Source organism: Streptacidiphilus jeojiense, from assembly GCF_000719095.1.
GTDB classification, from domain to species: Bacteria; Actinomycetota; Actinomycetes; order Streptomycetales; family Streptomycetaceae; genus Streptacidiphilus; species Streptacidiphilus jeojiensis.
This window is the reverse complement of the sequence record NZ_JOEH01000022.1, coordinates 137,748-153,285: the sequence shown is the minus strand read 5'-3', so window position 1 is coordinate 153,285 and position 15,538 is coordinate 137,748. Positions and strand designations below refer to the sequence as shown.

The window sequence follows — 15,538 nt, the reverse complement described above, 5'->3', positions numbered from 1 at the left end:
ATGCGCGCACACATCGTCTGGGACTGGAACGGCACGCTCTTCGACGACATCGAGGTGGTGGTGGAGGCGAGCAACGCCGCCTTCGCCGCGATCCAACTCGCCCCACTCACCGTCCAGCAGTACCGCGAGCAGTACCAGGTCCCGGTCATCGGCTTCTACGAGCAGGTGATGGGCCGGACCCCGACCGCGGAGGAGTGGGTGGTCATGGACGCCCGCTTCCACCGCCACTACGAGGCGCTCAGGGACGGCTGCCGGCTGACCGGGGGGGCCGCCGAGGCCCTGGCCGGATGGTCCGGGTCGCAGTCGCTGCTGTCCATGTACACCCACGCCGACCTGGTCCCACTGGTGCGCCGGCTCGGTGTGGAGCGGCACTTCATACGGGTCGACGGCCGGGCCGCCAGCAGCGGCGTCAGCGGCAAGGCCGAGCACCTGGTCCGGCATCTGGCGGCCATTCAGGCCGAGGGAGTGGACCCGTCCCGCACCGTGCTCATCGGCGACGTGGTCGACGACGCGCTCGCGGCGGCCCATGTCGGAGCGCACGCGGTGCTGTTCAGCGGCGGCTCGCACGCGCGGTCGGAGCTGGAGCGGGTCGGCGTGCCGGTCGCCGACACCCTGGCCGAGGCTGTCGGATATGCCCAGGACCTGGTCAAATCATGACAGCATAGGACGTATGGACGCTGTCACCCAGGTACCGCTGCCCGTGAACGAGCCGATCCACGGGTACGCCCCCGGCAGTCCCGAGCGGGCCCGGATCGAGTCCAGACTCGGGCAGCTCGCCGGGGAGTACGCGACGCTGTCGATGACCGTCGGCGGGGTGCAGCGGATGGGCGGCGGCGAACGCATCGAGGTGGTCCAGCCGCACCACCACGCGGCCAGGCTGGGCGTGCTGGGCAACGCCACCCGGGAGGACGTCCAACTCGCGGTCGACGCCGCGCTCGCGGCGGCCCCCGGCTGGCGGGAGCTGTCCTTCGACGACCGGGCGGCGGTCTTCCTGCGCGCCGCCGACCTGCTGGCCGGGCCTTGGCGGGAGACCGTCGCGGCGGCCACCATGCTGGGCCAGTCCAAGACCGTGCAGCAGGCGGAGATCGACGCGCCCTGCGAGCTGGTCGACTTCTGGCGCTTCAACGTCCACTTCGCCCGGCAGATCCTGGCAGAGCAGCCGGTCAGCAGTCCGGGGGTGTGGAACCGCAGCGACCACCGGCCGCTGGAGGGCTTCGTCTGCGCCGTCACCCCCTTCAACTTCACCGCCATCGCCGGGAATCTGCCCACCGCGCCGGCGCTGATGGGCAACACGGTGGTCTGGAAGCCCTCGCCCACGCAGACCCTGTCGGCCTGGTACACCATGCGGCTGCTGGAGGAGGCCGGGCTGCCGCCCGGTGTGATCAACCTGGTGACCGGCGACGGCCAGGCGCTGTCGCAGGTCGCGCTGGTCCACCCGGACCTGGCCGGGATCCACTTCACCGGTTCGACCGGGACGTTCCAGCAGCTGTGGCGGACCGTCGGCGCCAATATCTCCGGCTACCGCAGCTACCCCCGGCTGGTCGGCGAGACCGGGGGCAAGGACTTCGTGGTCGCGCACCCCAGCGCCGACCCCGCGGTGCTGCGCACCGCGCTGGTGCGGGGGGCGTTCGAGTACCAGGGGCAGAAGTGCTCGGCGGCGTCGCGCGCCTACATCCCGCGCAGCCTGTGGCGGCTGATGAAGGACGACTTCCTGGCCGAGGTGCGCGCTCTGACCGTCGGCGACGTCACCGACTTCTCCAGCTTCATGGGCGCGCTGATCGACGCCCGGGCCTACGCGAAGAACAAGGACGCCATCGACCGGGCACGCAACGACCACAGCCTGGACATCGTGGCCGGCGGCCACTGCGACGACGCCATCGGATACTTCGTCAGCCCCACTGTGATCATTTCCACCGACCCCCGCCATGAGATCTTCTCGACCGAGTACTTCGGTCCGGTCCTGGCGGTCCACGTCTACGAGGACGGCCGCTGGGAGCAGACCCTGGACCAGTTGGAGTCGGTCGCCCCCTACGCCCTGACCGGTGCGGTCATCGCCCGGGACCGGGCCGCGATCGCGGTAGCGGCGCAACGGCTGCGCTTCGCCGCGGGCAACTTCTACGTCAACGACAAGCCGACCGGTGCGGTGGTGGGCCAGCAGCCCTTCGGCGGCGCGCGAGCCTCGGGCACCAACGACAAGGCGGGATCGGCGCAGAACCTGCTGCGCTGGACCTCCACCCGGTCCATCAAGGAGACCTTCGTGCCGCCCACCGACTACCGCTACCCGCACATGCTCTAGAGCAGCCGCCGGGCGCCGGCGGGGCGGGTTGGACAACTCGTACAGGAGGGACCAATGTTCCTGACGCAGTGCACCGTTCCGGCCCCTGACAGGGTCTCTTACCCCAGTTAGGCTCGCTGGGAAACCTCGCGAAAGGCGGGATTTCGCCGGGCGGTTCGCATCCTCATCCGGACATGCGGGAGGATACGGACAGACCCGGCGGGATGCCAGACCTACGCACACCACCGAGTCACGCAACGGCGCGCGACAGGAGCCAGATAGCCATGCAGACCCAGCTGGACGCGGCGAAGGCCGAACTGCTCAGCAAGGCGACAGTCCAGGGAGACTCCGGTACGGAGTTCGGCGACGGAGCCGGCGGCTCGCTCGCCTCCTACCTGAAGCACTACTACCTGCACACCGCCCCCGAGGACCTGCTCGACCGGGACCCGGTCGACGTCTACGGCGCCGCGGCCTCGCACCACCGCCTCGCCGCCCGCAGACCGCAGGGCACCGCCGAGGTCCGGGTCTCCACCCCCTCGGTCGAGGAGAACGGCTGGTCCTGCGGCCACACCGTGGTCGAGATCGTCACCGACGACATGCCCTTCCTGGTCGATTCGGTGACCAATGAGCTGACCCGTCAGAATCGCGCCATCCACGTGGTGATCCACCCTCAGCTGCTGGTCCGCCGTGACATCACCGGCAGGCTGCTGGAGATCCTGGACACCGACGCCTGCAACGCCGCCGGCGCCGACCAGCCGCAGGACGCCCAGCTCGAGTCCTGGATGCACGTCGAGATCGACCGGGAGACCGACCGCGAGGACCTGCGCGCCATCGAGGCCGATCTGCGCCGGGTCCTGAACGACGTCCGCGAGGTCGTCGAGGACTGGGGCAAGATGCGCGACGGCGCGCTGCGCCTCGCCGACGAGCTGGGCACCGAGCCGCCCAAGGAACTGCCGGCCCAGGAGGTGGAGGAGGCGCAGGAGCTGCTGCGCTGGCTCTCCGCCGACCACTTCACCTTCCTCGGCTACCGCGAGTACGACCTGGTGCAGGGCCCGGACGGGGAGGACCTGCTGCAGGCCCTGCCCGGCACCGGCCTCGGCGTGCTGCGCTCGGACCCGCGCGCGGACGCCCACGCCGGCGACACGATGGCCTCCGCCTCCTTCGGCCGGCTGACCGCCCCGGCCCGGGCCAAGGCCCGGGAGAAGAAGCTGCTGGTGCTGACCAAGGCCAACAGCCGCTCCACCGTGCACCGCCCGTCCTACCTGGACTACGTCGGCGTCAAGAAGTTCGACGCGCAGGGCAATGTCGTCGGCGAGCGCCGCTTCCTCGGCCTGCTCTCCGCCGCCGCCTACACCGAGTCGGTCAACCGCATCCCGGTGGTGCGCCGCAAGGTCCAGCAGGTGGTCGCCGAGTCCGGCTTCACCGTCGAGAGCCACGACGCCCGCGACCTGGTGCAGATCCTGGAGACCTACCCCCGCGACGAGCTGTTCCAGACCCCGGCCGACGAGCTGCTCTCGGTCGCACTGAGCGTGCTCTACCTGCAGGAGCGCCGCAAGCTGCGGCTGTTCCTGCGCCAGGACGAGTACGGCCGCTACTTCTCCGCGCTGGTCTACCTGCCGCGCGACCGCTACACCACCCGGGTCCGGCTGCGGCTGATGGACCTGCTGATGAAGGAGCTCAGCGGCACCGCCATCGACTACACCGCCTGGAACACCGAGTCGGTGCTGGCCCGGCTGCACTTCGTGGTCCGGGTCGAGCCGGGCAGCGAGCTGCCCAAGCTCTCCGACTCCGACGTCGAGCGGCTGGAGGCCAAGCTCGCCGAGGCGGCCCGCTCCTGGATGGACGGCTTCGGCGAGGTGCTGGTCCGCGAGTGCGGCGAGGAGCGCGCCGCCGAGGCGTCGCGCCGCTACGCCAACGCCTTCCCGGACGGCTACCGCGCCGACTTCACCCCGGCCACCGCCGTCGCCGACCTGCGCCAGCTGGAGCTGCTGACCGGCCCGACCGACTTCCGGCTGAACCTCTACCAGCCGGTGGACGCCGCCGAGGGCGAACGCCGCTTCAAGATCTACTGGGTCGGCGGCTCGGTCTCGCTCAGCGACGTGCTGCCGGTGCTGCAGCGGCTCGGCGTCGAGGTGCTGGACGAGCACCCGTACGAGCTGCGCCGCAGCGACTCCACCGTCGCCTGGGTCTACGACTTCGGCCTGCGGCTGCCGGCCGACGTCGCCAGCACGGTCAACGAGGACGCCAGGGACCGCTTCCAGGAGGCCTTCGCCGCCGCCTGGACCGGCCGGGCCGAGAACGACGGCTTCAACTCGCTGATCCTGCGGGCCGGGCTGAACTGGCGTCAGGCCGTGGTGCTGCGCGCCTACGCCAAGTACCTCAGGCAGGCCGGGTCCACCTTCTCCCAGGACTACGTGGAGGACGCGCTCACCAACAACGTCCACACCACCCGGCTGCTGGTGAACCTGTTCGAGGCCCGGCTCTCGCCGGCCCACCGCTCCGGCGGCGAGGAGCTCACCGACGGGATCATGGAGGAGCTGGACGGCGCCCTGGACCAGGTGGTCAGCCTGGACGAGGACCGCATCCTGCGCTCCTTCCTCACCCTGATCAAGGCCACCCTGCGGACCAACTTCTTCCAGCGCGACGCCGTCACCGGCGAGCCGCACTCCTACGTCTCGATGAAGTTCGACCCGCAGGCCATCCCGGACCTGCCCGCGCCGCGCCCGGCCTACGAGATCTGGGTCTACTCGCCGCAGGTCGAGGGCGTGCACCTGCGCTTCGGCAAGGTCGCCCGCGGCGGGCTGCGCTGGTCGGACCGGCGCGAGGACTTCCGCACCGAGGTGCTGGGCCTGGTCAAGGCGCAGATGGTGAAGAACACCGTGATCGTCCCGGTCGGCTCCAAGGGCGGCTTCGTCGCCAAGCAGTTGCCGGACCCGACCGTGGACCGGGCCGCCTGGCTGGCCGAGGGCATCGCCTCCTACAAGACCTTCATCTGCGGTCTGCTGGACATCACCGACAACCTGGTCCCTGAGGTCGGGGTGATCCCGCCCAAGGACGTGGTGCGGCACGACGGCGACGACACCTACCTGGTGGTCGCCGCGGACAAGGGCACCGCGACCTTCTCCGACATCGCCAACGAGGTGGCCGAGTCCTACGGCTTCTGGCTCGGCGACGCCTTCGCCTCCGGCGGCTCGGCCGGCTACGACCACAAGGGCATGGGCATCACCGCCCGTGGCGCCTGGGAGTCGGTGAAGCGGCACTTCCGCGAGCTGGGCCACGACACCCAGACCGAGGACTTCACCGTGGTCGGCGTCGGCGACATGTCCGGCGACGTCTTCGGCAACGGCATGCTGCTCAGCGAGCACATCCGGCTGGTGGCGGCCTTCGACCACCGCAACATCTTCATCGACCCCACCCCGGCGGCGGCCGCCTCCTTCGCCGAGCGCAAGCGGCTGTTCGACCTGCCGCGCAGCTCCTGGGAGGACTACGACAAGGCACTGATCTCGGCCGGCGGCGGGGTCTTCCCGCGCAGCGCCAAGTCGATCAACATCACCGCGCAGATGCGGGCCGCGCTCGGCATCGCCGACGGCGTCGGCCGGCTCACCCCCGCCGAGCTGATGAAGGCCATCCTGCTGGCCCCGGTCGACCTGCTGTGGAACGGCGGCATCGGCACCTACGTCAAGTCCTCGGCGGAGAACAACGCCGAGGTCGGCGACAAGGCCAATGACGCGATCCGGGTCGACGGCGCGGACCTGCGGGTCAAGGTGCTGGGCGAGGGCGGCAACCTGGGCGCCACCCAGCTGGGCCGGATCGAGTTCGCCACCAGCGGCGGCCCGGTCGGCGAGTACGGCGAGCGCACCGGCGGCGCGGTCAACACCGACGCCATCGACAACTCCGCCGGCGTGGACACCTCCGACCACGAGGTGAACATCAAGATCCTGCTCAACCGGGTGGTCACCGACGGCGATCTGACGGTCAAGCAGCGCAACGCCCTGCTGGCCGAGATGACCGACGAGGTCGGCACGCACGTCCTGGAGAACAACTACGCCCAGAACGTGGCCCTGGCCAACGCCCTGGCGCAGGCGCCGAGCATGCTCGACGTGCACTCCCGGATGATGCGCAGGCTGGTCGTCGACGGGCACCTCAACCGGTCCCTGGAGTTCCTGCCCAACGGTTCGCAGATCCGCGAGCGGGCCTCGGCCGGGCGCGGGCTCACCCAGCCCGAGCTGTCGGTGCTGCTGGCCTACACCAAGATCACCCTGGCCGACGAGATCCTGGCCTCGGACCTGCCGGACGACGCCTACCTCCAGGGCAAGCTGCACCGCTACTTCCCGGCCCAGCTGCAGCAGCGCTTCGGCGACCAGATCGACGCCCATGCGCTGCGCCGGGAGATCATCACCACGGTGCTGGTCAACGAGACCATCAACCGCGGCGGCTGCACCTTCGCCTTCCGGCTGAAGGAGGAGACCGGGGCCACCTACGAGGAGATCGTCCGCTCGCACACGGCGGCCCGGGCGATCTTCGACCTCAAGGGCATGTGGGCGCAGATCGAGGGCCTGGACAACCGGGTCCCCGCCGCGGTGCAGACCCGGATGCGGCTGCACAGCCGCCGCCTGGTGGAGCGGGCCACCCGCTGGCTGCTCAACAACCGGCGCCAGCCGCTGGACATCGCCGGCACCATCGAGATGTTCCGGGAGCGCTGCAACCAGGTCTGGAGCCTGCTGCCGGAGCTGCTGCACGGCTCGGACCGGGAGTGGTTCGACCTGGTCTACGGCGAGCTGGCGGAGGCCGGGGTGCCGGCCGAGCTGGCGGTCCGGGTGGCCGGGCTGTCCTCGGTCTTCCCGACCCTGGACATCGTCGAGACGGCCGACCGCACCGGCCAGGACGTCCGCACCGTCGCCGAGCTGTACTACGACCTGGCCGACCGGCTGCAGATCTCCAACCTGCTGGACCGGATCATCGAACTGCCCCGCGGGGACCGCTGGCAGTCCATGGCCCGGGCCGCGATCAGGGAGGACCTCTTCGCCGCGCACGCCTCGCTCACCGCGGACCTGCTGAACCACGGCGATCCGGGGTCGACCCCCGAGCAGCGGTTCCAGGCCTGGTCGCAGACCAACGCCACGCTGGTGAACCGGGCCCGGGCCACGCTGGACGACATAAGGGGTGCGGAGGCCTACGACCTGGCCAACCTCAGTGTCGCGATGCGGGTGATCCGGACCCTGCTGAAGAGCGGTTCGATGCGCTGACCGGTCGTCACGACGCCGCTGGGCGGGCCCCGTTCGGGGTCCGCCCAGCGGCGTTCTCGGAGCGGCGTCTCAGCCGGCGGCGCCGTGGATGCTGCCGCTGCCGGCCCTGGCGGACTGGTGCAGCAGCAGCTCCTCGACGTGGTCGCCGTCGCCCACGGTGAGGATGCGCTCGGCGTGCGGGGTGAGCCGGGCGACCAACTGGTAGCCGAACAGCGTCGGCCGGGCCTTCACCAGGGCCTTGGAGACGCCCCCGGCGATCCTGGTGACCACGCTGTCCTCGCCGGCGAAGTTGACGAAGGGGGAGCCGGTGAAGCTGAGCCCGAGCAGGTCGTAGCCGGCCGTGCGCATCGCCCGGCGCAGGCTGGCCCGGGAGTAGAAGCGCAGATGGGTCTCGTCGAGGATGCCGCGGCGGTCGTAGTCGAAACCGCCGAGGGCCACCCGGCCGCGGGAGTACCAGTGGCCGATGTTGGGCACCGAGAGCAGCAGCTCCCCGCCGGGCCGCAGCACCGTGCGGATCTCCTCCAGCACCCGCTCCGGGCGGTGCAGGTGCTCGATCACGTCACCGGCCACGACCAGGTCGTAGCCGTCCCCCACGTCGTCCGGGAGGCCGTTGTTGAGGTCGGCCAGCAGGAAGCGGTCGGTCCGCTCGCGGACCCCCTCCACCTCGATGTAGTCCACCCCGGTGACCTCGTGGCCGAGGGCCCGGACGCGTTCCGCGAACAGCCCGCCGGAGCAGCCCAGGTCCAGGATCCTGGACGGCGGGACGCCCTGCAGCATCTCCAGGATGGCGGCGTGCGAGGAGCCGTCGCCCTCCTTGAAGGCGTACTCCTCCGGCTTGGGTATCCAGGGGCAGGTGCCGAAGCCCTTCTGGGCCAGCCGGTACTGCAGCACGTCCTTGACCACGTCCTTGGCGTACCTGACCCCGTTGACGTAGCAGATCTCGTCGCCGTAGTAGGTCGGGATCGGGATCTCGACGATGCGCTTACCGGCGTCGATCAGCTGGACGATGATCTGGGTGTCGAAGTCGAAGGCGTCGGTGTTGTTCTCGATCAGCAGCTCGGCCAGGGCCGACACCCGGTAGGCCCGGTAGCCCGAGTGGAACTCGGTGAGGCTGGTGTTCAGCAGGCCGTTCTCGATCCTGGTGAGGATGCGGTTGCCCAGGTACTTGTAGGCCGGCATGCCGCCGCGGCGGGCGGCTCTGGTTGCCGCCGTAGCCCAGGTTCTTGGTGTGCCGCATGACCACGGTGGGCGGCGCGTCCTCCTGCTGGGACCAGCGCCAGCCGGCCAGGAAGGTGGTGTCGTGGCTGGCGTCGTCCATGATCAGGATCTCGCTGATCCGCGGTCGGAAGTCCACCGGTATCCGGCTGAGGGTCTTCTCCAGCGTCGACTCGGCGTTGTAGGCGACGACGAGGACGCCGATGCGCGGGGACTCGATCGGACTGGGTGACAAGGTTCTCTCCACTGGGGATCAGGATTCCGTTCAGGGTTCCGTGATGTCGGCGGCGTCGGCGGGAGCACGTAGGGCGGAGCGGACCGCGGAGCTGAGCCGGCGTTCTGCCGGCTGCTCCTGGAAGCCCTCTGACGGGGCGTCGGCCGTGGCCGCCGGCTTCGGGGCCGGGCCCGCGGCGGCCGGGGAGCGCAGCACCGCGCGCACCGAGCAGACCAGTGCGGCGGCCAGCGCGGACCAGCTGAGCAGTGCCAGCTGGGTGTTGGCGCCGGACCAGCTGGTGGCCCTGGCGACGTCCCAGGTCCCCCGGCTCCAGGAGTCGTAGAGCCGGTAGAGGAACAGACCGCCCATCAGGCTGTAGACCAGCGCGGTCCATGGTTCGGCGAGGAAGAGGCCGGCCACGGCCCAGGTGAGGTACTGGGTGCCGGTGGCGGTGCTCAGCAGCAGCAGGGTGGCCAGCGAGATGCCCACGGCGGGGGCGAGGGCGTCCCTGCGGCGCAGCACCAGGCCCATGCCCAGCAGCGCGGAGACGAGGACCACCGGCGTGCGCAGATGGTCCAGTACGGAGCGCAGTTCGGCGGACCGGATCCCGAGGTCCTGGAGGACCTGGGCGAGGCCCCACTGCGGTGTGCTCCAGCCGTTGTAGCCGAGGACGTTGTCGCGCAGGGCGGGCCAGTGCGCCACCACGGCCGGCCCCCAGACCACGGCGAGGGTGGCCGCCAGGCCGGCGGCGAACAGCAGCAAGGTGCGGCGGCCGCGCAGCAGCGCCCACAGCAGCAGCACCGGCAGGGCGACCAGCGGGACCACCTTGATGCTGAGGGCCAGCGCGAAGACGCAGCCGGCCGGCAGCGGCAGCCGACGTCGCGTCAGCAGCCATACCGAGAGCAGCACCAGGAGGATGAACACCGGGTCGATGTTCCCGTGGAATCCCGAGATGATGATCAGAACGGGGCTGCAGGCCATTCCCGCCCCGGCCCACATGGCCCGGCGGTCGCTACCGGTCCAGTCGCGTACCAATTCGAATACCAGCAGGCTGGTGAAAACATCCGCCACGATGGCCGGGAGCCTGATCAGCAGCGGAAAGGATACCCCCTCCCGGCTGATTTGCTGGAGGATCCACAGCAGGTCGCCGGTCAAAGGAGGATGGTTGTAAAGGCCACCGGCCGCGTGCGGTACGCCGTAGATTCCTACCGGGCCCACACGGCCGATGATTCGGGCGAACTGCTCGAATGTGCGGACGTCGTCGGTTCCGTGGGTCGTGGCCGCCAGCCAGGACTTCAAGGCCAGGAACACCAGTGATACAGCTAGAACTACCGATCGAGCGCGGGTGGTTGAGCCTATGTGGGTTTGCTGTGCGGGCGGCGACATGGGCGGATACTATACGGCGCGCAATACAACTGAGCATCGGTCAAGAACTTCTTACCGTACTCGATCCATTCAGGCCGATACGTTTACCTATTCAGCCTGGAGTGGACGGCGGGCAACCGCCCGGAACCGCACTTCGAGAGGCCGAAACCGTGCCCGATCCCATTCCCGCCCCCAGGACGGCAGCCGACTCCAGGGCGAGCGCGCTGCGTACGGCGCTGCGCCGGCTTCCGCCGGGCACGATCCCGGTCGGCGGTGGGGTCTGCGCCCTGGCGCTGGCCTCCTACGTGTACCTGGCCATCGCCGGGCGGACCCTCTCGGTCGATGCCATGGCGGGCCTCTCGGTGCTGTGGTCGCTGGCGTTCTCCGTGGGCACCGGTCTCTTCCTGCCGCTGGAGCAGGAGTTGACGCGGGTGGTGGCCGCGCGGCGGGCCCGCGGCGAGGGGGTCGGGCCGCTGGCGCTGCGCGGGGTGCGGATCTCGATGAGCCTGCTGCTGCTCTGCCTGGCCGGTCTCGGCCTGTTCGCCGGACCGCTGGCCCGGCAGCTGTTCCGCGGCGACCGGTCGCTGGTCTGGGCGCTGGGCGCGGCGCTGGCCGGGCTCTCGGTGGTCCACATCAGCCGCGGCCTGCTCGCCGGCTCCGGACACTTCCGGGCGTACGGCGCGCAGTTGGGCATCGACTCGGTCCTGCGGGTGGTCCTGGCGCTGGCCCTGAGCCTGGCCGGGGTCACCGCGCCGCTCCCGTTCGCGCTGCTGCTCAGCCTGGCGCCGCTGATCTCGGTGGCCGCCGGCATCGCCACGACGGCCCGCACCGCGCAGCCGGGGCCGGCGGCCGGGCCGACGGAACTGCGCAAGGGCCTGGCCCCGCTGACCTTCTCCACCCTGCTCGGCCAGGTGCTGCCGAACGCCCCCGTGGTCCTGGCCGAGCTGATGACCAGCGCGTCGATGAAGAGCGCCGGGTCGGCGCTCACCGCCGCGCTGCTCAGCGCCATGATCATCGTCCGGCTGCCGATCTTCGCGGCGGTCTCGGTGCAGCCGTCCGTGCTCAGCGTGCTCAGCCGTGCCTACGCGCTGGGAAACCGTGCGGCCTTCCGGCGGCAGCTGCTGGGGGCTACCGCGGGCGCGCTGCTGCTGGGCGCGGCCGGGCTGCTGCTCAGCGGGGTGCTCGGACCCTGGCTTGCGACGACGCTGTTCCACACCCCCCGGGCGCTCGGGAACGGTGACTTCGCCGTGCTCTCGCTCGCGACCGCCGGACTGCTGCTGGCCCTGATCCTCAGTCAGGGGCAGTTGGCGATGAACCGGCAGCGGGCCCAGGGCACCGCGTGGGCCCTGGGAGCCGCGGTGTTCCTCGGGTTGGCGTTGCTGCCGGGTTCTGTCATGGCACGGCTGGAGGCCAGTTACTCCGGGGGATGCTGGACGGTGGCCCTGGTCCTGGGCCTCGGCATCGCCCGCCACCTGCGGCGACACCCGGCCGGCCCGGTCGCGGAGGCCTCGGCCGCGAAGGCCGGGACGGTCACTGTGTGACACCGATATCGGATCGGTATGCGTTCGGGAGTCGAAGCCTGTGCGATCTATTGGCGTGGCTCTCCCTGCAAGTTATGGTCCAGTTCTTGCTCAGTCGAAGAGTTCTGCCGGCAAAGAGATTCAGCACCTCGGGATATGACAGCGCGGTCGACTTCCCTCTAGGAGGCTTGTCCTATGCACACCCAAGTCGGTCGGGGTGGGGGGTGGCGTCGGCAGCTCATCGCCGTCGGCGCGGTGACCTCCCTGGCACTGCTCGCGGCCTGCTCCAACGGCACGTCCTCGTCCGGCGGCTCCAAGTCCTCGGGCTCGGCGGCGGCCCTCACCGGGGACTGCGCCCAGTACCAGGCGTACGCGGGGCACGCCGGCACCAAGGTCACCATGTTCGCGTCGATCCTCAGCCCCGAGTCGGACTCGCTCCAGACCTCCTGGAAGCAGTTCAGCACCTGCACCGGCATCACCATCTCCTACGAGGGATCCAACGACTTCGAGTCCCAGCTCCCGGTCCGGGTCAACGGCGGCAACGCCCCCGACCTGGCGGTCATCCCGCAGCCCGGCCTGCTGGCGCAGATGGTGAAGACCGGCAAGGTGGTCAAGCCGCCGGCGCAGACCGTCACCAACGAGGACAAGTGGGCGCCGATCTGGAAGACCTACGGGTCGGTCAACGGCACCTTCTACGCGGCGCCGATGAGCGCCAACATGAAGTCGCTGGTCTGGTACTCGCCCAAGGCGTTCTCGGCCGCCGGCTACAAGGTCCCGACGACCTGGGCCGACCTGATGAAGCTCAGCGACACCATCGCCAAGGCCGGTAAGAACAAGCCGTGGTGCGGCGGCCTGGCCTCCGGCACGGCCACCGGCTGGCCGGCCACCGACTGGCTGGAGGAGATCGTCCTCGGCAAGTACGGCGGTGACGTCTACGACCAGTGGGTGAACCACACGGTCAAGTTCAGCGACCCGAAGATCATCGCGGCGATGAACGTGCTGCAGGGCTGGATGCACAACCCGGCCTGGGTCAACGGTGGCTTCGGCGGGGTCAGCACCATCGCCTCCACCACGTTCCAGGACGCGGGCTCGCCGATCCTCACCGGCAAGTGCTCGATGCTGCAGCAGGCGTCGTTCTACGAGGCGCAGTGGCCCAAGGGCACCAAGGTCGGCCCCTCCGGCGACATCTGGGCCTTCAAGCTGCCGGCCGCCGACCCGTCGGTCAGCGACCCGGTCGAGGGCGGCGGCGAGTTCGTGGCCGCGTTCTCGGACCGGCCCGAGGTGCAGGCGGTGCAGAACTACCTCTCCACCGCGGCCTGGGCCACCAGCAGGATCAAGGTCGCGCCCGGATGGGTCTCCGCCAACCAGGGCGTCGACCCGGCGGTCTACACCGACCCGGTCGACCAGCTGTCGGCGAAGTACCTGACGGACCCGGCGGCGACGTTCCGCTTCGACGCCTCCGACCTGATGCCGGCCGCGATCGGCTCCGGCAAGGAGTGGTCCGAGTTCACCGCCTGGTTCTCGAACAACCAGTCGGTCGCCAAGACGGCGTCCAACATCGACGGGGCCTGGCCCCAGTAGCCCGCACGGGCGCGGGGGACCGCGCGACGGAGGCTCGTCCCGCTGTCGCGCGGTTCCCCGCGCCCCTTCGAACGATTTCGAACGAAGGAGCGCCACGACGATGTGGGCTGACGCGCTGACCAAGTTCGGCAATGCGGCCGGTGCCGTAGTGGTCTTTGTCGCCGTTCTGCTGCTGATCTTCTTCGCCGCCGGACGCGCCAGCGGCCGGGTGTCCAAGCCGCTCGCGGTGACCATCTTCCTCGGGCCCGCGCTGCTGCTGCTGGCGGTGGGGCTGGTGGTGCCGGCGATCAGGACGATCACCCTCAGCTTCTACAACGACGACTCCACCAAGTTCCTCGGCGGCAACAACTACACCTGGGCCTTCACCAGCAGCGGTGAGCAGCAGATCCTGCTCAACACGCTGCTGTGGATCATCGTGGCGCCGGTGGTCACCACCGTGCTCGGGCTGGTGCTGGCACTGCTGGTGGACCGGCTGCGGCACCAGGGGCTCTACAAGGCCTTCATCTTCATGCCGATGGCGATCTCCTTCGTCGGCGCCAGCATCATCTGGAAGTTCGTCTACAACTACCGGGACCCCTCGCAGCCGCAGATCGGGCTGCTCAGCCAGATCTGCCTCTGGCTGGGCTGGCACAACCCGCCCAACTGGATCCTCTCGCACCCGCTGAACAACTTCCTGCTGATGGTGATCATGGTCTGGGTGCAGACCGGGTTCGCCATGGTGGTGCTGTCGGCGGCGATCAAGGCCATCCCGGACGAGATCACCGAGGCGGCGGTGCTGGACGGGGCGCGCGGCTGGCGGCTGTTCCAGTACGTGACCATTCCGATGATCCGCAACACCCTGGTCGTGGTGCTGACCACGGTCATGATCACCACGCTGAAGCTGTTCGACATCATCCGCACCATGACCGGCGGGAACTTCGGCACCCAGGTGCTGGCCAACGAGATGTACTCGCAGTCCTTCACCGAGTTCAACACGGGCCGGGGCAGCGCGCTCGCGGTGATCCTCTTCGTCGCGGTGCTGCCCCTGGTGGGCTACAACATCGTCCAGCTGCGCAGGGAGCGTGCGACCCGATGAGCGAAGAGACCGTCGAAGTTGCACCGGGCGCGGAGGCGCCGGTGGTCCCGGCCGGGGGACAGGCCGGAGCCAAGGCCGTGCGCCGGGCGTTCAGCAGCCCGATCGCCTCCTTCCTGGTGATCGCGCTCACCGTGGTGTGGACGATCCCCACCCTCGGCCTGCTGGCCACCTCGCTGCGTCCGGAGAAGGACGTGGCGCAGACCGGCTGGTGGACCTTCTTCGCCCACCCCGGCATCACCCTGGCCAACTACCACGACGTGCTGTTCAACGGCGGGTTCGGGGTGTCCAACGGCCTGATGCCCTATCTGGTCAACTCGCTGGCGATCACCGTGCCGGCGACGATCTTCCCGCTGGCCCTCGCCTCGATGGCGGCCTACGCGCTGGCCTGGGTGCGGTTCAAGGGCAGCGACATCATCTTCTTCGTGATCTTCGCGCTGCAGGTGGTGCCGCTGCAGATGGCGCTGGTGCCGCTGCTCCAGCTGTACTCCGGCGGTGCGCACATCGGCAGCGTCACCATCTTCCCGAGCCTGGGCCTGGGCGGGACCTACGCCCCGGTGTGGATCTCGCACACCATGTTCGCGCTGCCGCTGGCCGTGTTCCTGCTGCACAACTTCATCGCCCAACTGCCCAACGACCTGATCGAGGCGGCCCGGGTGGACGGCGCCAGCCACTTCCGGGTGTTCCGCTCGATCGTGCTGCCGCTGGCCACCCCGGCGCTGGCGTCCTTCGCCATCTTCCAGTTCCTCTGGGTCTGGAACGACCTGCTGGTCGCCCTCACCTTCGCCGGCGGCACCCCCGAGGTGGCCCCGCTGACGGTGCGTCTGGCCCAGCTCTCGGGCTCCTTCGGGGACCACTGGGAGATCCTGACGGCGGGCGCGTTCATCTCCATCATCATTCCGCTGGCCGTGTTCTTCAGCCTGCAGCGGTACTTCGTCCGAGGGCTCCTGGCCGGAAGCGTCAAGGGATAGGGCCGGACTTCGGCTGCGGACCGTACGTGGCTGGGCGCGCAGTTCCCCGCGCCCCTACGGTGCTGCAACTGATCCGCCG

General features: G+C 69.9%; 10 protein-coding genes. 8 read left to right on the top strand and 2 right to left on the bottom strand.

Annotation, left to right across the window (positions count from 1 at the left end; genetic code table 11):
* The 3 genes from IF29_RS0128245 to IF29_RS0128235 all read left to right on the top strand — a co-directional run bounded on the left by IF29_RS0128245 (window position 1) and on the right by IF29_RS0128235 (window position 7,521).
* Window positions 1-657 (top strand): HAD family hydrolase, encoded by a 657-nt coding sequence (locus tag IF29_RS0128245; protein ID WP_030260654.1) that lies wholly within the window; start codon window positions 1-3, stop codon window positions 655-657.
* 13 nt (window positions 658-670) lie between these two features.
* Complete coding sequence (gene pruA, locus IF29_RS0128240) at window positions 671-2,296, top strand: L-glutamate gamma-semialdehyde dehydrogenase (protein ID WP_030260652.1); 1,626 nt, start codon at window positions 671-673, stop codon at window positions 2,294-2,296.
* A 263-nt stretch (window positions 2,297-2,559) separates the two neighbouring features.
* On the top strand, window positions 2,560-7,521 hold the full coding sequence (locus tag IF29_RS0128235) for an NAD-glutamate dehydrogenase (RefSeq protein ID WP_030260648.1): 4,962 nt from the start codon (window positions 2,560-2,562) through the stop codon (window positions 7,519-7,521).
* 69 nt (window positions 7,522-7,590) lie between these two features.
* On the opposite strand, the gene IF29_RS42425 is transcribed toward IF29_RS0128235, so the two are convergent.
* Window positions 7,591-8,700, bottom strand: coding sequence for a bifunctional glycosyltransferase/class I SAM-dependent methyltransferase (locus IF29_RS42425; RefSeq protein ID WP_232242557.1), 1,110 nt, complete (start codon window positions 8,698-8,700; stop codon window positions 7,591-7,593).
* A 56-nt stretch (window positions 8,701-8,756) separates the two neighbouring features.
* Here IF29_RS42425 and IF29_RS47970 point away from each other — a divergent pair, with 56 nt between their 5' ends.
* Window positions 8,757-8,921, top strand: coding sequence for a hypothetical protein (locus tag IF29_RS47970; protein WP_232242548.1), 165 nt, complete (start codon window positions 8,757-8,759; stop codon window positions 8,919-8,921).
* Window positions 8,922-9,001: 80 nt separating this feature from the next.
* On the opposite strand, the gene IF29_RS0128225 is transcribed toward IF29_RS47970, so the two are convergent.
* Window positions 9,002-10,336 carry a glycosyltransferase 87 family protein gene (locus tag IF29_RS0128225; RefSeq protein ID WP_084715101.1) on the bottom strand — a complete coding sequence of 445 codons (1,335 nt, stop codon included), beginning with the start codon at window positions 10,334-10,336 and terminating at the stop codon, window positions 9,002-9,004.
* A gap of 149 nt (window positions 10,337-10,485) precedes the next feature.
* On the opposite strand from IF29_RS0128225, the gene IF29_RS0128220 reads away from it, so the two are divergent.
* The 4 genes from IF29_RS0128220 to IF29_RS0128205 all read left to right on the top strand — a co-directional run bounded on the left by IF29_RS0128220 (window position 10,486) and on the right by IF29_RS0128205 (window position 15,459).
* On the top strand, window positions 10,486-11,856 hold the full coding sequence (locus IF29_RS0128220) for a polysaccharide biosynthesis protein (protein WP_051726115.1): 1,371 nt from the start codon (window positions 10,486-10,488) through the stop codon (window positions 11,854-11,856).
* Window positions 11,857-12,030: 174 nt separating this feature from the next.
* Entirely contained in the window at window positions 12,031-13,416 is a 1,386-nt protein-coding gene (locus IF29_RS0128215) for an ABC transporter substrate-binding protein (RefSeq protein ID WP_051726114.1), read from the top strand.
* Between the two features lie 100 nt (window positions 13,417-13,516).
* Window positions 13,517-14,491, top strand: a complete 975-nt coding sequence (locus IF29_RS0128210; protein WP_051726113.1) for a carbohydrate ABC transporter permease — start codon at window positions 13,517-13,519, stop codon at window positions 14,489-14,491.
* Window positions 14,488-15,459, top strand: a complete 972-nt coding sequence (locus tag IF29_RS0128205; RefSeq protein WP_030260638.1) for a carbohydrate ABC transporter permease — start codon at window positions 14,488-14,490, stop codon at window positions 15,457-15,459. The genes IF29_RS0128210 and IF29_RS0128205 overlap by 4 nt, the downstream gene beginning before the upstream one ends.
* The last annotated feature ends 79 nt before the right edge of the window (window positions 15,460-15,538 follow it).

Excerpts from the sequence above, each read along its gene's own strand:
- IF29_RS0128245 (WP_030260654.1), top strand. The coding sequence starts at position 1 with ATGCGCGCACACATCGTCTGGGACTGGAACGGCACGCTCTTCGACGAC.
- pruA (WP_030260652.1), top strand. The coding sequence starts at position 671 with ATGGACGCTGTCACCCAGGTACCGCTGCCCGTGAACGAGCCGATCCAC.
- IF29_RS0128235 (WP_030260648.1), top strand. The coding sequence starts at position 2,560 with ATGCAGACCCAGCTGGACGCGGCGAAGGCCGAACTGCTCAGCAAGGCG.
- IF29_RS42425 (WP_232242557.1), bottom strand. The coding sequence starts at position 8,700 with ATGCCGGCCTACAAGTACCTGGGCAACCGCATCCTCACCAGGATCGAG.
- IF29_RS47970 (WP_232242548.1), top strand. The coding sequence starts at position 8,757 with ATGACCACGGTGGGCGGCGCGTCCTCCTGCTGGGACCAGCGCCAGCCG.
- IF29_RS0128225 (WP_084715101.1), bottom strand. The coding sequence starts at position 10,336 with ATGTCGCCGCCCGCACAGCAAACCCACATAGGCTCAACCACCCGCGCT.
- IF29_RS0128215 (WP_051726114.1), top strand. The coding sequence starts at position 12,031 with ATGCACACCCAAGTCGGTCGGGGTGGGGGGTGGCGTCGGCAGCTCATC.
- IF29_RS0128210 (WP_051726113.1), top strand. The coding sequence starts at position 13,517 with ATGTGGGCTGACGCGCTGACCAAGTTCGGCAATGCGGCCGGTGCCGTA.
- IF29_RS0128205 (WP_030260638.1), top strand. The coding sequence starts at position 14,488 with ATGAGCGAAGAGACCGTCGAAGTTGCACCGGGCGCGGAGGCGCCGGTG.